Here is a 20,298-nt window from a genome sequence, read left to right as displayed (position 1 = left end):
CTGGTTCATACATCCGCCGTGCCGCGCCACGTTGATTCGATCAAACGGGCGCTCCGCAAACGCATCAGGCCGCCCGAAGGCGGCCTGATGAGGGGTCGTTCAGCGCAACAGCGCGAACAGGAGCAACAACGGAATCGGAATGCCCAGCATCCACAACAGAATGTACTTCATGGTGTTTCCTCCTTAAGGATGGTCAGGCTCACAGGTCCCGGCGACGGCCGCCCCAGGTGGCACTCAGGCTGGCGATGAAGGCACCGATCAGCAGCGTGATGAACAGCCACAATGCGGCGTACGCGGTCGCCTTTCGGGCATCGTCAGCCGCCTGCTTCGCCTGCTGCTTGGCATTGTCCAGCGCCGCACGCAGGCGGGTCTGCACATCGGTCACGCGGGCCTGTGCCTCTGCCTGGCTCATGCCGGTCTGTGCCGCCACCAGCTGGCCGAGGTACTGCGTATCGGCCGGGTCCATCGTGTCGGACTTCAGGCTGTTGACGATGATGCGGTTGACCTCGGTACGCACCTCACGGCTGTCCGGGCGGCGGTCGGTGCCCGGCATCGGGCGCGGCGGCGGCGGCGGTGCACCGTTGGCAACCGGTGCCGGTGCGAGTGCCGTCGCGTCGGCCGGACCGGCGGGACCGGCCGGCGGTGCGGGCTGCGCAGCGGTCGGGTTGGCACGGAACAGCGAATCCACCCAATACTGCACGTCGCCCTCATCGCTACCCATCGCGGCCGAGCCCGCACCTGCGGCGGCAATACCGCCTGCGGTCGAGACCGCAGCGCCGGCAGTGGCACCGGCCACCTTGGCACCTGCACCAAGAATGCCGCCGATCGCCGAGGTCAACAGCGCAGCGGTCAGCAAGGTAGCCACGGCCCAGGACACGAACCCATGTGCGGTGTCGCGGAAGTAGGTTTCATCACCGTGGAGATTGCTCCACTTCGTCCGCAGGCGGCCAGCCAGATAACCGCCCAGCCCCGAGGCAGCGATGGCAGTGAAGGTCAGCCATGCAATGCTGGACCAACCGAACGTTTCGGCGGTCACGCCTTCAAATGACCACGGCGACACCGATGAAAGGCCCAGGCCCACGCCGAGAATCACCAGAATCAGCGAGAGCGCAGCGGCCGCGATCGCGCCGGCGAGAATCGCGCCCCACGACACTGCGCTTTCGCGCGGAAGATCCACCACCGGCGGTGGGGTGACCACAGCCACGGTCGCTGCGGCGACGGGCTCTGGGTGGGCGTAATCGCCTCGGGTATTCATAGCGGATGACACTCCTTTTCAAGCACTGCGGACGCAGCGCGCATCGGCAGGCTGCGCTTGAGGTTGTGAAATACGCGAGACGCTGAAAACAAGACGGTGTGGATGCGGGGCCGGGATCAGAGCCGCCGGCCGAGCAGCATGAACACGCCGAACAGCCCACCGAGCGCGCCGACGATCGCAAGCTCGATGGACGGCTCACGCAACCGCAGTGCCATGAAAATGCACAGCGCGCCCAGCGCCACGATTACCGCACCCATGGCGGCGGCACGTGCAGAGCCGTAGAAGTGCGTGCGGCGGATCGACTCGCTTACTGCCGGCTGTTTCCGCTGCCAAACGTCCAGTGCATGCTGGAACTCGCGCAGCAGGCGGTCCCGACTCTGCTGATCGGCAGCGCTTACCATCAGCGTCGTGCGACCACGACGCACCAACGTCAGGTAATCATCGGTGCCCCAGCGGGATAGCTCACCGAATGGCACCGCGTCGCGTCGCGAAAACACCAAACCGTCAGGCATCACCATGACGTCGTTGCGGGTAGGAAATCCCTGGAAGGCCAGCAGCGGCGGAATTACCAGACACACGATCGCGACCACGATCGCGACCCCCACCGGCCCACGGTTGAGCACGATGAACATGAAACTTCCGGCGGCGAGTGCAAATGCCAGCGGGACCGACAACTGATGCCAACGGGTGTAGACAGACACCTGGATACCTTCCCTGGGCTTCACGATGGCTTTCTCCTGTATCGCCACGCGGCGGCCTCGATGCTTCGCCTGCCTGCCGCACTGCGCCCGGCCAGTGGGCGCTTCGGGCCACCATGGTCTTCGATATGGCACCCCGCGGCAAATGGGCGCCCGCAGCGCCTGTGCGCTGCTGATATCAAAACAGTTATCAGCCTGCCATCGTCGCGCTGCTGAATATGCTGATGAAGATGCGTTCCAAGCGACGATGAACTTTTACGACATTCACGTGGCAATAATCCCATCACGCCATGGATGGCACATGACCGGCCAAGGACGGCCATTCTGCGGATGCAGTGGAACGGGGGCTGCATCGCCGGCGACTTGGCGCGACCAAGGGGATTATCTGGAAGCACTCTCATGACACTGGCATTATCCGGTCGCGTCGTCGCGACCCTGTTTCTCGCCTCAAGCCTGTTGTTCGCTGCGCCTGCACCTGCTGCAGCGAAAACACCGTTCCCCGCCGAAGGCATCTGGCGGGGCGAGTTCACCATCGATGGCGACCCGATTCCCTTCAACTTCGAAGTGAAGGGCAAGCGCGCGCAGGACGCGACCTTCACCCTGCTCAACGGCGCGCGCACGGACAAATTCAAGGTAACGCCGCGCGATGACGGGACGTTCTCGGTGCGGATGAACACCTACGATGCCGTACTGGAGGGCAAGGTTTCCGAAGACGGAAAGCATCTCGTCGGCCAGTACAAGGACCTGGTGCCAAGCCGCAACGGTGCGCGCAACCTGGCCTTCACCGCCGAACACGATGCAGCCTGGCGCTTCGTCAAACCCGGCCAGGACGAGGCGCCGGCGGCAGACCTCAGTGGCAAATGGGCCGTGCAGACCATCGACAAGGCCGCCCGCCAGGACAAGCGTAATCAGGTCGCCCTGCTCAAGCAGGAGGGCAATCGCCTGTCCGGCGTGTTCATGACCGTCGTCGGCGATACCCGCGAGCTGGAAGGTACCGTGCAGGGCAACCGTTTCTATCTGTCCGGCTTCAGTGGGCCCAGCCCGCTGCTGATCCGCGGCACGATCGATGAGGACGGCAACATCCAGGGCGCATTCGGCAGCGGCATCTACAACGTGGTCAAGTTCGAGGCCGAAAAAAGCGACAAGGTAGAACTGCCCGATCCCTACAAACTCACCTTTCTCAAGGACGGCCAGGAACGGATCGATTTCAGCTTCCCCGATCTACAGGGCAAGCAGGTTTCGCTGAAGGATGACAAGTATCGCGGCAAGGTGATAATCGTTGAAGTGATCGGCACGTGGTGCCCGAACTGCACCGATCAGACCTACTTCCTGGCGCCGTGGTTCAAGCAGAACCAGCACCGCGGGGTGGAAGCGGTGGCCGTGGCCTTCGAGCAGGAAGACAACTTCGACTATTTCCAGAAGACCCTGACCACGTTCAAGGATTACTTCGACATCCGCTATGACATCGTGTTCGGCGGCATCGCCGACAAGAAAGTCGCCACCGAGAAGCTGAAGGGTCTGAACTATATGGCCGCCTTCCCGACCACCATCATCATCGGCCGCGACGGCAAAGTCCGCGAGATCTATACCGGCTATACCGGCACGGTGACCGGCGAGTATCACAAGGACTATGTGACCCGCTTCAACAGCCTGCTCGATGGACTGATCGCCGAACCGGATCCGTACGCCGCCAGCGCCGCTGCATCGGCCACGCCAGCAACACTGGCGATCGCTCCGTAATTCCCTGCGGCGGCCAGCACGCCTGGTCGCTGCTTCCCCTCCTGCACAGCACACCCCGCACGGCCTCTTCGTGATGCCGCGGGGGACTGCGCGCCACTGCCCAGAGAGCTTCTCATGCGTCCTTCCCTGTTGCTGGCCCTGCTTGTCATTTCCAGCGCCCCCGCCGTGGCGACCGCCGCGCCGGTGACCTACCAGCTCGATCCCACCCACACCGATGTGCTGTTCACCTGGAACCACAACGGCTTTTCCTTCCCGACCGGCCGCGCAGCAATCAGCAGCGGCACGCTCATCTACGACGCGGCCAAGCCCACCGCATCGCAGGTGCAGGTGGACCTGCCACTGGTCGAACTGGCCACTCACGTCCCGAAGCTGGACGAGATCGTCAAGGGCGACAAGCTGTTCGATGTCGCCAACTTCCCGCAGGCCAGCTTCCGCAGTACCTCGGTGACCGCGCAGGGCACCGGCCGGCTGAAGATCACCGGTGATCTGACCCTGCATGGCGTCGCCCGCCCGGTCGTCCTCGATGCCACCCTCAACAAGGTCGGCGAGCATCCCAGCCGCAAGGTCCCCACGATCGGCTTCAATGCCACCGCCGTCATCCGCCGTAGCGAGTTCGGCCTGACCGGGTTCCTGCCCAACATCGCCGACGAGGTGCAGCTGCGCATCACCACCGAGGGCCAGGGGGCGAAGGAGTGAATCGCAGCCTTGCCCCATGGGTCGCCGCGCTGCTGCTCATCCCGTTCGGCGCAGGCGCCGCCGATACCCCGAAGGTCGCGCTCGATCCCCGACTAGAAGCGCGTGCCGACGGTACCCGCGAGCTGGTCATCGACGCGCGCATCGAGCCGGGCTGGATTCTGTATGCCTCGGATTTCGAGCAGCCGCAGATCGGCCCGCGGGCAGCGCGGATCAGCTTGGCGAACGGAGCGCAGACCGAGGGCCCGCTGCGCTCGGTGGATGCACGCGAGGGCCACGGCCGCAGCTTTGCCGGTGACTATCGCTACACCTACTTCAGCGAGCGTGGGCAGCTGCGTCTGCCCATCGCCGCAGGCAACACCCCGGTGAACGGCACGCTGCGGGCGCAGGTGTGCTTTGAAGAGAGCGGCCTGTGCGAACTGGTCCAGCAGGAGATCGCTGCGCGTTGAGCGCGGCACTGTCATGCGCCGTCCTGCCCGCCCCCTCGCCCTGCTGACCACCCTGATCGGTGTCGCCGTGCTGGCGCCGGTGTTCTCCGCCGATGCGCCGACCTATGACGGAGATCTGACCGACAACCCACGCGCCCAGCTTGGCCGGCAGCTGTTTTTCGATCCCATCCTGTCGCGTGATCGTACCGTCTCGTGTGCGAGCTGCCATCAGCCTGTGCGCGCCTTCGCCGATGACCGCGCCGTCAGCCTGGGCGTGGAAGGCCGCGCAGGCACCCGCAATACCCCCAGCGTCATGAACAGCGCCGGCCGGACCCGGTTCTTCTGGGATGGCCGCAGCGAAACCCTGGAAGAACAGGCCTTGGGACCGATCGCCAACCCGCTGGAAATGGACCTGCCGGTGGATGACGCCGTCGCCCGCCTGCTTGCCGATCCGACCTGGGTGGCACGCTTCCAGGACACCTACAACGCACCGCCGAGCCCGCGCACCCTGGGCCGTGCCCTGGCGGCCTACCAGAAGACCCTCAATACCGTGGACAGTCCTTACGACCGTTATGCTCTGGGCCAGGAAGACGCGATCAGCGACGCCGCCAAGCGTGGCCGCCTGCTGTTCATCACCAAGGCGCAGTGCGTGAGCTGCCATGCCGGCGAGGACTTCACCTCGGACCGCTTCAAGAACATCGGCATCTACAACGGCCGCCAGTTCAACGACGAGGGTCGCGGCGGCATCACCGGCGATCCGGCGCAGAAGGGCGAATTCAAGGTGCCCGGCCTGCGCAACGTCGCGCTGACCGCCCCCTACATGCACAACGGCATGTTCAATACCCTGCGCGAGGTGATCGTCTACTACGACGACCCGGGCAAAGTGATCCCGGACTCCATCGGCCGCGATGCGCAGCTGCGCGACCCGCTGCACCTGACCGAAGCTGAGATCGATGACATCGAGCAGTTCCTGCACACCCTCACCGACGACCGCTTCGCGGCCCGCACGACCTCCTCGACGGCCTCCCCGCCATGACCCTGCCCGACGTCCGTTTCGCCATCGTGCTGACCATCGCGCTGTCCGTCGCCCTGCCGATCGCCTCCCGCGCCGCACCGCTGACCACCGCCCCGCCCGCCGGCCAGGCGGCGCCTGCCCTGCAGTGGACGGATCTGGACGGCCGCCCTGCCACGCTGGCGCAATGGCGCGGCCGCCCGGTGCTGCTCAACTACTGGGCCAGCTGGTGCGGGCCGTGCCTGAAGGAACTGCCCGATCTGCAGCGCTTCTCGCAGGCGCAGACGCCCCTGCCTGATGGCGTGCACGTGGTCGGCATCGCCCTGGACGACATCGATGCCGCCAAGGCCTTGCGCGACCAGCTTCAACTCACCTACCCGCAACTGGTCGAGGGCGACGGCCCGCCCGGCACCGCGGCCGCCTTCGGGAACCGCATCGGCACGCTGCCGTTCTCGGTCCTGATCGATGCGCACGGCAAGGTGCTTCAGGTTCACAACGGCCCGTTGCATCCGGCCGATCTCGCCCGCTGGGCCGCTGCCGCAGGTGGGTCGCCGTGATCGGCTCCATGCGCATTGCCGCTACGGGGCAACGCTGTTGTCCAGGCCAGTCGCGCCAACACACCTGCTGACCCGGCCGTTTCAACGCCGACTGCCGGTGTGCATGTCTGCACCTGTGTCCATCTGTCCGCCGCAATCGCTGCCGCAGCGGCCCACCATTCCCCGGGGGATCCTCCATGCTGTCCACGCACCATCGCCTGCCGCTGGTTGTCGCCGTCCTGTCGGCACTGTCGCTGCCCCTCACCGCCCACGCCGCACCCGAGGTGGACGCTGCCACCAGCGTCAACACCGCCACCCTGGATACCGTCACCGTCACCGGCACCCGCGCGCAGGGCCGCACCGTGCGGGAAAGTGCCGCGCCGATCGATGTGCTGTCGGCCGAGGACATCCGCGCCGCCAACGCGACCAGCCTGCTGGATGTGCTCAACACCACGGTGCCGAGTTTCAACCTGCCGCTGGAAACCGGCGATCTGAACAGCATGGTGCGCGCCGGGCAGCTGCGCGGGCTCAATTCCAGCCACGTGCTGGTGCTGGTGGATGGCAAGCGCCGCCACGCCACGGCCTTGCTGGGCGCCGGTGGGTTTGGCGGCGCCGCGCCGGCCGATCTGGCCTTGATCCCCACCGGCGCGATCGAACGCATCGAAGTGCTGCGTGACGGCGCTTCGGCAATCTACGGCTCGGACGCAATCGCCGGTGTCATCAACATCGTGACCAACAAAGCCGCCCGTGGGGGCAACGTCTCCTACCGCGATGGCACCTACTTCGCCGGCGATGGCCGTTCGCGCGTGATCCAGGCCGATGCGGGGTTCGGCATCGGCGATGGCGGCTACCTGCATCTGGCCGCCCAGCTGGACGACCAGCACGCCACCGACTACACCAGTCCCGCGCGCGACACGTTCCTGTACTACTTCCCCCGCAACGCCGCCGGCAATGCGATCCGGCCCGGCGGCAACCAGGCCAGCAACCCGACGCTGCCGGCCGGTGCCACGCCGGACCCGCGCGAAGCCACCCGCGACAACAACGCCTGGCGCAACCGCGGCATCCGCGCCTTCCGCACCAAGACCGCCACTGCCAATGCGAGCATTCCGCTGGCCGCGACGGTCGACGCGTACGGCCTGTTGACCTTCGCCCAGCGCGACGCGTGGGCACCGCAGAACTTCCGCCAGCCACTGCGCAACGAAGTCGTGCGTGCCATCGATCCGGATGGCTTCGCCCCCACCGAGCACATCGATGAGAACGATGGCGCGCTGACGCTCGGCCTGCGCGGCCAGCTCGGCCAGTGGGATTGGGATCTGAGCAGCGGCTACGGGCGCGATGCGATGGACATCAATCTGCACAACAGCATCAACCCGACCTACGGGCTGGAGAGCCAGACCGACTTCTACATCGGCGACCTGCGCTACAGCGCCTGGACGCACAACCTGGACCTGCGCCGCCAGTTTCAGACGGCGTGGCTGGCCGCGCCGCTGGAGTTCAGTGCAGGCGCGGAATACCGCGACGAGCGCTACCGGATCGGGGCCGGCGATGTGCAGTCCTACACCCATGGCGGGCAGCGGGTGCTGGATGGGCCGTATGCCGGCACGGTGCTGGGCATCGGCCTGGGTGGATCGCAGGCACTGCCGGGCTATCGGCCGGAGGACGCGGTGGATGTCAGCCGCAACAGCGGTGCGGTCTACGTCGGGGTCGCCGCCGATCTGGGCGCGCGCTGGCGCGTCGATCTGGCCGGCCGCCACGAGCGCTATTCGGATTTCGGCAGCGAGACCACCGGCCGTCTGTCCACCCGCTTCGCGCTGCATCCCCGGCTCGCCCTGCGCGGCACGATCAGCAACGGCTTCCAGGCGCCGTCGCTGGCGGCGCAGGCCTATCGCAACACCTCCAATGGCAACTTCTACACCGACCACATCCTGCAGGCCGGCTCGCCCCAGGCCATCGCCCTCGGCGCGCAACCACTACGCGCTGAAACGTCCCGCAGCCTCAGCCTGGGCATCGTCGCCGAGCCGTGGCAAGGCGCCTCGCTGACCGTGGATGCCTACCGCATTGATGTGGACGACCGCATCGCGCTGTCCACCACCTTCCGCGAAGGGCTGTATCCGGGCTCGGGTGCACTGGTCACCTCGGTGGGCCTGGGCGCCCAGGATGGCGTGCGCTACTTCATCAACGCTGCCGACACCCGCACCGAAGGCGTGGAAGCCACCCTGGAAGGCCGCTGGGACCTCGGGCGCGGTGGCAGCCTGCGCTGGACCCTGGCCAGCAGCCACACGCGCGCGAAGATCACCGGTCTGGCCCCCACGCCGGCAGTGCTGGCGGCCTTCAACGTGCCGGTGTTCAGTACCGGCTCGCAGAACGACCTGCTGTACAAGGCGCCCAGGTCGCGGCAGGTGCTGGGGTTGGACTGGACCCTCGGGCGCTACCGGGTCGGCCTGCGCCAGAGCCGTTATGGCGACATCCAGCGCTACGGCTCCCCTACCACCGTTGCCACCAGCGGCCCCTACGCCGGGCAGGCGGAGATCGCCTACGACATCGGTGGGTTGTGGATCACCGATCTGGAACTCGGTGCCACGCTTTCGCGCGGATGGGACGTGTCCCTGAACGCCAACAACGTCTTCGATCGCAAGGTCACGAAACTGCCCGCGCCGCTGCTCGCGGCGAACGAGTATTACCGCTACGCCAATGGCGGCCCGATCGATGGCTCGGGGGGCCTGTGGTCGGCCACCGTACGCTACCGCTGGGAGTGAGCTGCGCGTAGCGCAAGGAACCCCGTCGCATCCTCACAGATCAGGACCGTCGCCTATGTAAAAATACAGGAACTGTGGCACACCGCGTCGCAGTGGACGGTGTGTGCTCCTGAGGGTCAGGCGGCGCCGTGCCATTCGGGCGGTTTCCAGCACTGGCACTATCAGGAGTCAATGAATGTCCTCGAGGAATTCCGGCGCAAGCGCCTTGGATCTGTCCAGCTGCGCGCGTGAGCCGATACGTACCCCGGGGGCGATCCAGCCATACGGGCTGGTCCTGGTACTGGATCAGCCGACATTGACCGTCAAGGCCCGCGCCGTTGCCCGGCCGGAGCTCCTGGAGCACCTGGGCGATCCGCTGGGCCAACCGCTGGATCACGTGCTGGACGGTACCCTTGCCCACTGCGGGCCGGTCCTGGCGGCGCTGCAGGACGGCGCCTCCCATTTCCTCGGCGCGCACCCGGTGGGACCGGCCGGCAACCATCACACGGTGGCGCACCGGATCGGGGCGGACATCATCGTGGAGCTTGAAGCGCCGGTTGCCGGCGAACCAGGTTCGCTGGAAGACCTCTATCCCTCGATCCGCCGCTTCATGGCCGCCATCGAGCAGGCGCCGACCACCCAGGCATTGTGTGAACTCGCTGCCACGCATATCCGCGAGCTGACCGGCTTCGACCGCACGATGATCTACCAGTTCGACACGGACTGGAACGGCGCGGTGGTGGCCGAGGATCGCAATACGGTGCTGCCCTCCTACCTCGACCTGCGCTTCCCGGAGTCGGACATCCCCGCCCAGGCGCGCGAACTGTACCGGCAGAACCGGGTCCGGCTGATCGCCGACAGTCATTACACCGCGGTGCCGCTTGTGCGCGTGTCGGCGTTCGCCGATGCCCCGCCAACGGACCTGGGCCCGGCGATGCTGCGCAGCGTCTCCCCGGTGCACCTGCAGTACATGCGCAACATGGGCACCGGTGCATCGATGTCGGTTTCGGTGCTGTGCGAGGGTGAGCTGTGGGGCCTGATTTCCTGCCACAACCAGGTCGCGCGCCGGGTGCCCTACCACGTGCGCACGGCCTGCGAGTTCATCGGCCAGATCCTGTCACTGCAGATCTCGGTAAAGCAGCGCGCGGTGCTGATCGAAGAACGCATCGCGCGCCGGGCGATCCAGGTCCGGCTGCTTGGGCGCATGGCCGGCGATACCGACTTCATGGCCGCGCTCGGCCGCGACCAGCAGAGCCTGCTCGCGCTGACCCAGTCCACCGGTGCGGCGATCGTGCACCGTGGCGAGTGCATCCTGCATGGCGAGTGCCCGAGCCAGCGCCAGGTGATGCAGCTGGTGCAGTGGCTGACCGCGCAGCAGATCGAGGGCGACATCTTCTGCACCGACACGCTGCCACAGGACTGGAAGGACGCCGAGGCCTTCGCCGGTGTCGCCAGTGGCGTACTGGCCATCTCGATCTCGCAGATCCACGACAGCTTCGTGATCTGGTTCCGGCCGGAGGTAGTCCGCACCGTGCGATGGGGCGGCGACCCGCGCAAGGAAGAGACCGGTCAGCCGCTGTCGCCGCGCACCTCCTTCGAGGGCTGGAAGCAGACCGTGCGCCAACAGTCGCTTCCCTGGAACGATGTGGACCGTGACGCCTCGCTGGAGCTGCGCGCGGCGATCGTGGACATCGTGCTGCGCAAGGCCGAAGAAATGGCCGCCTTGAACGAACAGCTGCTGCGCAGCAACAAGGAGCTCGAAGCGTTCTCCTATTCGGTCAGCCATGACCTGCGTGCGCCCTTCCGCCACATCGTGGGCTACTCGGAGCTGCTGTGGTCCTCGGCGGGCGAGAGGTTGAACGATTCAGAAAAGAGATTCCTCGAGACCATCGTGGAATCGGCAAAATCAGCGGGAACGCTGGTGGATGACCTGCTCAGCTTCTCGCAGATGGGCCGCTCGACGATGGGCCAGATCGCGATGGACATGACCGCCCTGGTGGATGACGTGCGCCACAAGCTCGACATGGAATACACCGGCCGCGCCATCGACTGGCAGATCGCGGGTCTGCCCAAGGTCCTGGCTGACCCGGGCATGCTGCGGCTGGTCTGGCAGAACCTGCTGGCCAACGCGATCAAGTTCACCCGGGACACGCCCGAGCCACGCATCCAGATCGGGCACGAACGCAACGACACGGAGGACATCTTCTTCGTGAAAGACAACGGCTGCGGTTTCGACATGCGCTATGTGGACAAGCTGTTTGGCGTGTTCCAGCGGCTGCATCACGTCGATGAGTACGAAGGCACCGGCATCGGCCTGGCCAACGTGCACCGCATCATCACCCGCCATGGCGGCCGGACCTGGGCCGAAGGCCAGGTTGGCGCCGGTGCGACCTTCTATTTCACCATCCCCTTTGTTACTGGAGACCACCTATGAGAGATCTGCGACCGATCCTGCTCGTAGAAGACAACCCGAATGACGCAGAATTGACCATGGCAGCGCTTGCACGCTGCCAGCTGCTCAATGATGTGACCCATGTGCGCGACGGCGTGGAAGCGCTGGAGTATCTCCGCTGCCAGGGTCGTTATGAAGGCGCCATGCACGGCGGGCCCGTGGTCGTGCTGCTGGATCTGAAGCTGCCCAAGCTCAATGGCCTGGAAGTGCTCAAGGAAATCCGCACCGACCGCGCGCTGAGCAGCACCCCGGTGGTGATGCTGACCTCCTCCCGCGAAGAGCAGGACCTGATCCGCAGCTATGAGCTCGGTGTCAACGCGTTCGTGGTCAAGCCGGTGGACTTCAAGGAGTTCCTTGAGGCCATCCAGGGCTTGGGCATGTTCTGGGGCATCACCAACCAGCCCCCACCCCACGGCACTCTGTTTGGCGGGAAGAGTAGACAAGATGGCTGAGGCTGCCACAACAAAGACCATCAGGATCCTGATGGTCGAAGACAGTGCGCTGGATGCCGAGCTGATCACGGCCCAGCTGCGACGCGCAGGCCTGCCCTTCACCTTCGAACGCACGTGGTCCCACGATGGCCTGGTCCAGGCGCTGGACGCTGGCGGCTTCGATGTGATCCTGGCCGATCACGTGCTGCCCGGGTTCGACGGCGATGCCGCGCTCGCCCTGGCCAGCGCGTTGGCCCCCGAGATTCCCTTCATTTTCGTTTCCGGCACGCTCACCGAAGAGCTTGCCGTCAAAGCCCTCAAGCGCGGCGCCCGCGACTACGTGGTCAAGTCGCGTCTGCAGCGCCTGCCCGATGCCGTGGTCCGGGCCATCCATGAAGCCGACGAGCGCCGCCGCCTGCAGCGCGTGGAGGCCGAGCTGCACGACAGCCACCAACGGCTGCGGCTGATCACTGATTCGTTGCCCGCGCTGATCGCCTACTTCGGGCACGACCACCGCTTCCGCTTCGCCAACAATGCCTACGTGGAATGGCATGGCCTCACGCCGGAAAGCCTGGTCGGCAAGCACACCCGCGAGGTCATCGGCGAGGAGAGCTTCGCCGAGGTGCAGCGTCACCTTGAGCGCGTACTGGGCGGGGAGAAAGTCAGCTTCGAAATGCTGTCCCGGCGCAGCATCGGCGAGCCACGCCACGCCCAGATCGACTGCGTCCCCGAGCTGGCGCCGGATGGGTCGGTCCTGGGGTATTACGCCATGGCGCGCGATATCAGCGAGCTCAAACTGGCGCAGTCGCTGCTCACCGCCAGCAATGCCTCGCTCGAGCGCCAGGTGGGTGAGCGCACCGCCGAACTGCATCGCAGCGAGAGTCGCCTGCAGGCGCTGTTCGAGTCCAGCTTCCAGCACCAGAATCTGCTCAGCCTGGACGGGCGCATCATCGACACCAACTCCGCCTCGCTGGCCGCCATCCTGGCCGACAAGGAGGACGTCCGTGACGCCGTGTACTGCGAGTCGGCGTGGTTCGCCGATACGCCCGGCGTGCCCCAGGTCGTCTGCGCGGCCGTCGATCAGGCGGCGGCGGGCACGGCCTCCCGGCATGAGCTCGAACTGCGCCTGCCGACCGGCAAACGCGCCTTTGAGTTTTCCTTCCGGCCATTGCTCGATCACAACGGCCAGATCACCGCCGTGGTGTCTGAAGCGGTGGAAACCACGGCCCGTCGCCAGGCCGAAGAGGCGCTGCGGCAGAGCCAGAAGATCGAAGCGGTGGGCCAGCTGACCGGCGGTATCGCCCACGACTTCAACAACATCCTGACCGTCATCGCCGGCAACATCGAGTACGCCAAGATGTTGACCGACCGGCTGGGCGAAACGGCCGGCAATTCGTCGCGCTCGCTGGACAATGCGATGAAGGGCGTGATGCGCGCAGCCAATGTCACCCAGCGCCTGCTGGCGTTTTCGCGCCGGCAGCCGCTGAAGAACATGCCGGTGGATCTCAACGAGCAGCTGCGTGGCATGCAGGACATGCTGCAGCGCTCGTTGGGCGAGCTGGTGCAGATCGAGATGGTGTACAGCCCGGATATCTGGTGCGTGGAGATCGACCCCAGCCAGCTGGAGGCCTCCGTCCTCAACCTGGCGGTCAATGCACGCGATGCGATGCCCGAGGGCGGCCGCCTCACCATCGAAGTGGACAACATCCATCTGGACGAGGATTACGCCGCGCAGCATCCGGACGTGCCCGCCGGCCAGTACGCCATGGTCCGGGTCCGCGACTCCGGCCAAGGCATGTCGGCCGAGGTGATGACACGGGTGTTCGAACCGTTCTTCACCACCAAGGAAGTCGGCCGCGGCACCGGGCTGGGGTTGTCGATGGTGTACGGCTTTGCCAAGCAGTCCGGCGGCCATGTGCTGCTGGATTCGACCGAAGGCGCCGGCACCACGATCACCCTGCTGTTCCCGCGCTCGGCCGCGGCACTGCCCAGCGAGCGCCTCGCCGACGAGCAGGTGCTGAACGCCTACGAGGCACAGGACGAGACGACCGTCCTGGTGGCCGAGGACAACGACGATGTGCGTGCCTACACCGTAGAGACGCTGCGCCAGCTCGGCTACCGCGTACTGGAGGCCCACGATGGCCCCTCCGCACTGCGCCTGCTCGAACGCCCGGAAGCCGAGGTGGACCTGCTGTTCTCGGACATCGTGATGCCGGGCATGTCCGGCTGGGCGCTGGCCAAGCAGGCACTGGGCCAACAGCCCGGGCTGCGGGTGCTGTTCACCTCGGGCTATCCCCGCGACATCGAGGCCAGTGGCACGGTCGGCCGGAACATCGCCATCCTGCCCAAACCCTTTACCCGTACCGACCTGGCACGCTCGATCCTCGGCGCGCTTCGCGAGGATGGCGGCGCCCCTGCGGGCAATGCACTGAATTGAGCGGTGTACGGGAGCTGCCGACGGGGGCAGCTTCCTGGAACTCATGACGCCGATCTTCCGCGCGGTGCACGGCGGGCTAACAGGCGCGGGCGCTAAGGTGGACCTCCACGCAGACCCCTGCATGCCACGAGGACGCTTGACCGCGATGACCGTTGTGACAGACCACCCGCGATGCCGCGTGCTTCTGGTCGAGGACGATGCACCCATCCGGGAGATGACCAAGGACATCCTCAACGAAGACGGCTTTGATGTCCTCGATGTTGGCGATGCCGAAACGGCACTGGGGTGTCTCAAGCAAGGACCGTTCGATCTGCTCGTCTCCGATGTCGGGCTCCCGGGGATGGATGGCCGCGACCTGGCCACGCTTGCCACCACGCTCCACCCGGCCATGCCGATCCTGCTGGTCACCGGCTACGCCGGTCAGGCCGGCGCCCGCCCCGACTTCCTGGCCTGCGGCATCAAGCTGCTGCGCAAACCGTTCACGCTCAGACAATTGCTCAGTACCGTGCGGGCGCTCGTCTAGGCGCCCGGAGTGCGTTCTGCGCCCGCAGCCGTCAGCAATGCACGCGCCCTGCGCTCCAGTTCGGTAGTGGTGAACGGCTTGGTGAGCACCTCCATGCCCTCCTCCAACTGCCCCGCGCCTACGGCCGCCGACGCCGCATAGCCGGTGATGAACAACACGGGCAGCCCCGGGCGCACCTGACGCCCGGCATCAGCGACCTGCCGACCGTTCAACCCACCCGTCAGGCCGACGTCGGTGATCAGCAGATCGATGGTCTCCTCCGAGCGCAGCACCTCGATAGCCTGCCCGCCCTCCGGTGCCTGCAGGACCCGATACCCGGCCCCACCCAGCACCTCGGTCAGCAGCGCACGGATCGCCTCCTCGTCCTCGACGACCAGAATCGTGCCGACGCTTGGCGACACTTCTGAATTCACATCCTGCGTGGGTTCCTCTGCTGTCTCATCCGCCGCTTCACCGAGGAACCGCGGCAGATACAGCTCCACCGTCGTGCCCTGCCCGACCTGCGAATCGATCCGCACCTGCCCGCCGGATTGCCGGGTGAACCCGTAGATCATCGACAACCCCAGCCCGGTGCCCTGGCCGATCGGCTTGGTGGTGAAGAACGGCTCGAACACCTTTTCGATGACCGCCGCGTCCATTCCCGTACCGGCATCTTTCACTGCCAGGCGGATGTAATCGCCCGGCGGCGTATCCAGCGCTGCCGCTGCCGGCTCCTGCAAGGTGACGTTTGCTGCACTGATGATCAGCGGTCCGCCATCGGGCATCGCGTCGCGCGCGTTGATGCACAGATTCAGCAGGGCGTTTTCCATCTGTGGCACATCGACCAGCACCGCCCAGGGATCGGAATCCAACTGCGTGGAGATCGAGATCGAGGGCCCCAGCGTGCGGGAAATGATATCCAGCATGCCGCGCACCATTGCATCGGCGACGACCGCCGTCGGCGCCAGCGTCTGCCGGCGTGAGAAGGCCAGCAGACGCTGGGTGAGCGCCGTGGCGCGTGCGGCACTTGACTGCGCCATCTCCAGATAGCGCCCGACATCGTCATAGCGCCGCTGATCGATGCGCAGCTCCAGCAGCTCCAGACCGACGGAGATGGCGGTCAGCAGATTGTTGAAATCGTGGGCCAGGCCGCCGGTAAGCTGGCCGACCGCCTCCATCTTCTGGCTCTGCCGCAACCGCTCCTCGGCCACCTGCAGCTCGGCGCTGCGGGCCTGCACGCGCTCTTCCAGGGTCAAGGTCAGCTCACGCAGTTGTTCCTCAGCCAGGCGCCGCTCGGTCACATCGGCGGCGGTGCCGAACCACTCGGTCACCTCCCCCGTTTCATCCAGCAGCGGTACTGCGCGCATCTGCACCCAGCGCGCAGTGCCGTCGGCCAGCAACGTGCGGTGTTCCACCTCAAGCGGCTGACGATGCGCCATTGCACGCGCGATGGCCTGCTCCAACAGGGGCAGATCGTCCGGGTGGACATACTTTTCCCGCCAATCGGTGATCGCCGGGAAGCCCTCACCGGAAGGCTGCTCGCCAGTGGCCAGGATCTGCCGCATCTCGCGCCAATCGGCCGTGACCGCGTACAGCGACTGCGAGGACGCACTCACCAGCGCCCCAAGGCGACGCTCGCTGTGTACCAGCGCGGCACTGGCCCGTTGCTCCTCAGTACGGTCGCCCAACACCTTGACGAAGCCCAGCACGGCGCCATCCTCGCCGCGCAGCACGGTCATCGCACCATTGGCCCAGAAACGCTCCCCGGACTTGCGCGTCAACCAACGCTCGCCGCTGACACCGCCCGATTCGATCGAGACGATACGGTTCTGGTGCAGCCGCCCGGCCTGGATGTCCTCCGGTGTATAGATCACCTCGACGTTCTGACCCAGCATCTCCGCTTCGGTCCAACCGAAGATGTGCTCGGCACCCGCATTCCACAGCGTCACCCTGCCCTCCAGATCGGAAGCCACGATGGCGTAATCCCTGGCGCTGTCGATGATCTGGCGGTTGCGGGCCTCCACCTGCCGCATCGAGCGCTGCAGCTCGACGTGTGGCGTGATATCCAGACCCTGCACGAACACGCCTGCCGTGGTGCCGTCCTCACCGGCGACGGGCTGGAACACGATGTCCAGCAACCGCCGGGCCGACGACGGGTCCGACGGGAACGGCGCGTCGTACGCGACCTCGTTGCCAATGTACGGCGTGCCGGTGCGATACACCTCGTCCAGCAGCGGCAGGAAGCCCTGCTCGACGATCTCCGGCAGCGCTTCACGAATCGACTTGCCCAACACATGACGGTTGCCAACCAACCGCTCATAACCGGGATTGGCCAGCTCCACGCGATGCTCAGGGCCACTGAGGAACGCCATGAACATCGGCGATTTGTCGAACAGTGCGATGAGACGCTCGTTCTCACGGGCCAGGCGCTGCTGGGCCACGATGATGTTGGTGACCTCGTTGGTCACGCAGAACGCACCGCCAACGCTGCCGTCGTCCAGAAAGATCGGCGAGAACGAAAAGGTCCACCAGGTGTCTTCCGGTTCACCGCGGCGGCTCATGGAAATGGGCAGGTTTTCGTAGCGCGACGCGTTCCCCGAAAATGCCGCCTCGATCGGGACCCGCACCGCATCCCAGGCATCGGCCCACAACTGCCTCAGCGGCGCGCCCAGCGCTCCCTCCAGCCGAGGCCCCAGAATCGGGCTGTAGGCATCATTGAAGAAAAACGTCAGATCCTCGCCCCAGACCACATACATGCTCTCGGGCGAGGCCAGGATCAGGTTGATGGCGTTGCGCAGCGCCCCGGGCCAGGTTTCGATCGCACCCACTGGCGTGGCCTGCCAATCCAAGGCCCGGACCTGCTCGGCCACCGTGCCGGTACTGCCGGGGAAGCGCCCCAACAGTCCGCTCACGCGCGCCCCCACAGCAGCACCGCAGCGCACGCGCCGCACATCGGCGCGGCAAAGGAGGGACAGGCAGACGTCATCGGAGCACCAGACCTTGAACTGAAGGCGTTGCAGAGCGCGGAGAAGGCGCCGGGCAGCGGGCGGCCGACCGGAACGGGAAAGCAATTTACGCCACTGCCTGCAATTCTGCGTCAACGCGGTGGGCGGTGGAATCCCCGCGTCGATGCCCGTCCGGCCACGGCCTGCACGCGGCCCGGACAAAGGGTTGAGGATGATGCGTTTCTCCCCTCCCCTGCGCCCCCGCCATGGCCAAGCCAACCGGCTCCCGTCTCGTCATCTACGCCGCCCTCGCTGGCAACCTGGCCATCGCCATCGCCAAGTTCATCGCCGCCGGCATCTCGGGCAGTTCAGCGATGCTCAGCGAGGGCGTGCACTCGTTGGTGGACACCATCAACGAACTGCTGCTGTTGTACGGCCTGCGCCGGGCCGAGCAGAAACCCGATACCACCCATCCGTTCGGCTACGGGCGTGAGCTGTACTTCTGGAGCTTCATCGTCGCGCTGCTGGTGTTCGCCGCGGGTGCGGGCGTTTCGGCCTATGAAGGCATCCAGCACATCCGCGACCCGGAGCCGGCCACCAACCACCTGATCAGTTACATCGTGCTGGGCGTCTCGCTGGTGTTCGAGGGCGCCTCCTGGTGGATCGCGCTGCGCGAGTTCCGCGCCACCAAAGGCGCGATGGGTTACTTCGAGGCCTTCCGCCGCAGCAAGGATCCGTCCACCTTCACTGTGTTGCTGGAAGACAGCGCGGCGCTGCTCGGCCTGGGCGTCGCCTTGATCGGCCTGCTGGCGGCGCAACTGTTGGAGATGCCGATCCTGGATGGCGTGGCCTCGCTGTGCATTGCCGGCGTGCTGGCCGTCACCGCCTTCCTGCTGGCGCGCGAAACCAAGGGCCTGCTGGTGGGCGAGCCTGCGCACCCCAGCGTGGCCAAGCGCATCCTCGCCGTGGCCACCGGGGATGCCGATCTGCGCCGCGCCAATGGTGTGACCACGATGCAGATGGGCCCCGACCAGGTGGTCGCGATGCTGAGCGCAGAGTTCGAGGATGATCGGACGACGCCGCAGATCGAGGCGTGCATCACGCGTATCGAAAAGGCGGTGAAAGCGGAGTATCCGGAACTGGTGGCGCTGTTCGTGAAGCCGCAGACGCCGGAGGTGTTCCAGGCACGCAAGGCGGCGTTGGGGGATCCTCACTCTGCAACGTGAAACGCGGGAACGCCAGCACGACGCCATCACACCCGCCGGTGGATGCTCACTCCACCCCACTCCCCAGGAACAACGATGCCCCACGCACGCCCCTTCGTTGTCCATGCCTTCGAAGCCGCCTACTCCTACACAGGCGCGGTCGAACGCATCATCGCGCTGACCGTCGAATGTGGCCCCTGTGGCACCACCTCCTCGGCAGATGCCAGCCTGATCCATCTCCCCGGCGGCGCGCTGTTTCGCTGCCATCATTGTGGCTCGCACCAAGCGATCAGCCACGCACGTCTGGATGCCCGAAACGAGATGGCGCCGCAGACCTCCAGCGTCGCCCTGCTTTGAGCGAAGCGGCCCCGAAAGCCGGGGCCATGAGCCCACGCCATGCGCCGTTTTGCACAAGCCATTGCTGACACCGAGTCGCTTCCTGACGGACTTCCGGGGTCGCTGGCGCGCGCTCTGGTGACCGCGCCAGACCACTACAACATCGCCAAAGGCGGCGTCGCCGCGCTGATCGCCCGTGACCACGATGGGACGATCGTGGTGGCGGACATGGTGTGGGGCCTGGTGCCGCGATGGTCGAAGGAACCTGCCACCCCGTACACGACCGTCACCGCGCGCCTTGATCGCGCGCCGCGAAGCAGGATCTACGCGCAGGCGTGGGCGCAGCGCCCGTGCGTGCTGCCCATGACCGGCTATTACAAATGGGATCGGGCGCGCCGACCACCGTGGCCGCTGTTCGTGCAGCGCAAGGACGGGCTTGCTCTGCTCGCGGCGGGGCTGTGGGAGCACTGGGAAAACGAAGATGGCCAGCAGCTGGACAGCTTCACGGTGTTGACCGGACCAAACAGCGCGATCCCCTCCCCACTCACACCGGACGGGCCGATCTTCATCGCGCCAACCACCGCGCTGGAGTGGTTGAGTGGCGCCTTCAAGACGCCTGCGGCATTACGTGCCCACGCATCCACACCCGCGCTGGAGGCCTATCCGGTCAGCCGCGCGTTCCGTGATCCTTCGCGTGACGATTACACCCTGTTGGAGCCTGTCGATCCGGATGCCGCCGCAGCCATCGCCGAACCGCAGCAATGGGAGGGTGATGGATGGGATGAACGCGATGCGGATGAGTGACGTGCAGCGCATGTGAGCATCAACCTTTCCCGAGCTTGAACGGATTCCGCGTCCCCAGCGAATTTCACCTTCGCGCCACTGCGCTCGCG

The 20,298-nt window shown here is 66.1% G+C and carries 16 protein-coding genes; 13 read left to right on the top strand and 3 right to left on the bottom strand.

Features of this window, described 5'->3' with window-relative positions; translation table 11 throughout:
- Nucleotides 1-199: 199 nt before the first annotated feature.
- Complete coding sequence (locus tag ABE464_RS03800) at nt 200-1,255, bottom strand: hypothetical protein (RefSeq protein ID WP_346470813.1); 1,056 nt, start codon at nt 1,253-1,255, stop codon at nt 200-202.
- Nucleotides 1,256-1,371: 116 nt separating this feature from the next.
- Nucleotides 1,372-1,887 carry a hypothetical protein gene (locus tag ABE464_RS03795; RefSeq protein WP_346470812.1) on the bottom strand — a complete coding sequence of 172 codons (516 nt, stop codon included), beginning with the start codon at nt 1,885-1,887 and terminating at the stop codon, nt 1,372-1,374.
- A 465-nt stretch (nt 1,888-2,352) separates the two neighbouring features.
- On the opposite strand from ABE464_RS03795, the gene ABE464_RS03790 reads away from it, so the two are divergent.
- From ABE464_RS03790 to ABE464_RS03745, 10 genes are all read left to right on the top strand, one after another.
- On the top strand, nt 2,353-3,693 hold the full coding sequence (locus tag ABE464_RS03790) for a TlpA disulfide reductase family protein (RefSeq protein WP_346470811.1): 1,341 nt from the start codon (nt 2,353-2,355) through the stop codon (nt 3,691-3,693).
- A 114-nt stretch (nt 3,694-3,807) separates the two neighbouring features.
- Nucleotides 3,808-4,389, top strand: coding sequence for a YceI family protein (locus ABE464_RS03785; protein ID WP_346470810.1), 582 nt, complete (start codon nt 3,808-3,810; stop codon nt 4,387-4,389).
- Nucleotides 4,386-4,835 (top strand): protein-disulfide reductase DsbD domain-containing protein, encoded by a 450-nt coding sequence (locus ABE464_RS03780; RefSeq protein WP_346470809.1) that lies wholly within the window; start codon nt 4,386-4,388, stop codon nt 4,833-4,835. The genes ABE464_RS03785 and ABE464_RS03780 overlap by 4 nt, the downstream gene beginning before the upstream one ends.
- Before the next feature lie 13 nt (nt 4,836-4,848).
- Nucleotides 4,849-5,850: a cytochrome c peroxidase gene (locus ABE464_RS03775; RefSeq protein ID WP_346470808.1), complete on the top strand. Its 1,002-nt coding sequence runs from the start codon at nt 4,849-4,851 to the stop codon at nt 5,848-5,850.
- Complete coding sequence (locus tag ABE464_RS03770; RefSeq protein WP_346470807.1) at nt 5,847-6,383, top strand: TlpA disulfide reductase family protein; 537 nt, start codon at nt 5,847-5,849, stop codon at nt 6,381-6,383. The genes ABE464_RS03775 and ABE464_RS03770 overlap by 4 nt, the downstream gene beginning before the upstream one ends.
- Before the next feature lie 176 nt (nt 6,384-6,559).
- Complete coding sequence (locus ABE464_RS03765; protein ID WP_346470806.1) at nt 6,560-9,118, top strand: TonB-dependent receptor; 2,559 nt, start codon at nt 6,560-6,562, stop codon at nt 9,116-9,118.
- A gap of 175 nt (nt 9,119-9,293) precedes the next feature.
- Entirely contained in the window at nt 9,294-11,531 is a 2,238-nt protein-coding gene (locus ABE464_RS03760) for an ATP-binding protein (RefSeq protein WP_346470805.1), read from the top strand.
- On the top strand, nt 11,528-12,001 hold the full coding sequence (locus ABE464_RS03755) for a response regulator (protein ID WP_346470804.1): 474 nt from the start codon (nt 11,528-11,530) through the stop codon (nt 11,999-12,001). The genes ABE464_RS03760 and ABE464_RS03755 overlap by 4 nt, the downstream gene beginning before the upstream one ends.
- The gene (locus ABE464_RS03750; protein WP_346470803.1) at nt 11,994-14,417 is read left to right on the top strand and encodes a PAS domain-containing protein; all 2,424 of its coding nucleotides are present in this window, start codon (nt 11,994-11,996) and stop codon (nt 14,415-14,417) included. The genes ABE464_RS03755 and ABE464_RS03750 overlap by 8 nt, the downstream gene beginning before the upstream one ends.
- 145 nt (nt 14,418-14,562) lie before the next feature.
- A complete protein-coding gene (locus ABE464_RS03745; protein WP_346471121.1) occupies nt 14,563-14,940 on the top strand; it encodes a response regulator in 378 nt (125 codons plus the stop codon).
- On the opposite strand, the gene ABE464_RS03740 is transcribed toward ABE464_RS03745, so the two are convergent.
- Nucleotides 14,937-17,822, bottom strand: coding sequence for a PAS domain S-box protein (locus tag ABE464_RS03740; RefSeq protein WP_346471120.1), 2,886 nt, complete (start codon nt 17,820-17,822; stop codon nt 14,937-14,939). The two genes, ABE464_RS03745 and ABE464_RS03740, sit on opposite strands and share 4 nt — an antisense overlap.
- 308 nt (nt 17,823-18,130) lie before the next feature.
- Here ABE464_RS03740 and ABE464_RS03735 point away from each other — a divergent pair, with 308 nt between their 5' ends.
- From ABE464_RS03735 to ABE464_RS03725, 3 genes are all read left to right on the top strand, one after another.
- The gene (locus ABE464_RS03735) at nt 18,131-19,090 is read left to right on the top strand and encodes a cation diffusion facilitator family transporter (RefSeq protein ID WP_346470802.1); all 960 of its coding nucleotides are present in this window, start codon (nt 18,131-18,133) and stop codon (nt 19,088-19,090) included.
- 75 nt (nt 19,091-19,165) lie between these two features.
- Nucleotides 19,166-19,426 carry a hypothetical protein gene (locus ABE464_RS03730; protein WP_346470801.1) on the top strand — a complete coding sequence of 87 codons (261 nt, stop codon included), beginning with the start codon at nt 19,166-19,168 and terminating at the stop codon, nt 19,424-19,426.
- Between the two features lie 39 nt (nt 19,427-19,465).
- Nucleotides 19,466-20,209, top strand: coding sequence for an SOS response-associated peptidase family protein (locus ABE464_RS03725; RefSeq protein WP_346470800.1), 744 nt, complete (start codon nt 19,466-19,468; stop codon nt 20,207-20,209).
- Nucleotides 20,210-20,298: the final 89 nt, after the last annotated feature.

The sequence above is a fragment of the Stenotrophomonas sp. TWI587 genome (genome assembly GCF_039674145.1).
GTDB classification, from domain to species: Bacteria; Pseudomonadota; Gammaproteobacteria; order Xanthomonadales; family Xanthomonadaceae; genus Stenotrophomonas; species Stenotrophomonas maltophilia_AY.
The sequence above is the reverse complement of the archived record's forward strand: the minus strand, read 5'-3'. Positions and strand labels throughout refer to the sequence as shown.

What these genes read in the sequence shown, in the direction of transcription:
- ABE464_RS03730 (WP_346470801.1), top strand. Translation starts at nt 19,166, where the DNA reads ATGCCCCACGCACGCCCCTTCGTTGTCCATGCCTTCGAAGCCGCCTAC.
- ABE464_RS03755 (WP_346470804.1), top strand. Translation starts at nt 11,528, where the DNA reads ATGAGAGATCTGCGACCGATCCTGCTCGTAGAAGACAACCCGAATGAC.
- ABE464_RS03795 (WP_346470812.1), bottom strand. Translation starts at nt 1,887, where the DNA reads ATGTTCATCGTGCTCAACCGTGGGCCGGTGGGGGTCGCGATCGTGGTC.
- ABE464_RS03790 (WP_346470811.1), top strand. Translation starts at nt 2,353, where the DNA reads ATGACACTGGCATTATCCGGTCGCGTCGTCGCGACCCTGTTTCTCGCC.
- ABE464_RS03770 (WP_346470807.1), top strand. Translation starts at nt 5,847, where the DNA reads ATGACCCTGCCCGACGTCCGTTTCGCCATCGTGCTGACCATCGCGCTG.
- ABE464_RS03745 (WP_346471121.1), top strand. Translation starts at nt 14,563, where the DNA reads ATGACCGTTGTGACAGACCACCCGCGATGCCGCGTGCTTCTGGTCGAG.
- ABE464_RS03785 (WP_346470810.1), top strand. Translation starts at nt 3,808, where the DNA reads ATGCGTCCTTCCCTGTTGCTGGCCCTGCTTGTCATTTCCAGCGCCCCC.
- ABE464_RS03800 (WP_346470813.1), bottom strand. Translation starts at nt 1,255, where the DNA reads ATGAATACCCGAGGCGATTACGCCCACCCAGAGCCCGTCGCCGCAGCG.
- ABE464_RS03725 (WP_346470800.1), top strand. Translation starts at nt 19,466, where the DNA reads ATGCGCCGTTTTGCACAAGCCATTGCTGACACCGAGTCGCTTCCTGAC.
- ABE464_RS03735 (WP_346470802.1), top strand. Translation starts at nt 18,131, where the DNA reads ATGGCCAAGCCAACCGGCTCCCGTCTCGTCATCTACGCCGCCCTCGCT.
- ABE464_RS03750 (WP_346470803.1), top strand. Translation starts at nt 11,994, where the DNA reads ATGGCTGAGGCTGCCACAACAAAGACCATCAGGATCCTGATGGTCGAA.
- ABE464_RS03765 (WP_346470806.1), top strand. Translation starts at nt 6,560, where the DNA reads ATGCTGTCCACGCACCATCGCCTGCCGCTGGTTGTCGCCGTCCTGTCG.
- ABE464_RS03775 (WP_346470808.1), top strand. Translation starts at nt 4,849, where the DNA reads ATGCGCCGTCCTGCCCGCCCCCTCGCCCTGCTGACCACCCTGATCGGT.
- ABE464_RS03760 (WP_346470805.1), top strand. Translation starts at nt 9,294, where the DNA reads ATGTCCTCGAGGAATTCCGGCGCAAGCGCCTTGGATCTGTCCAGCTGC.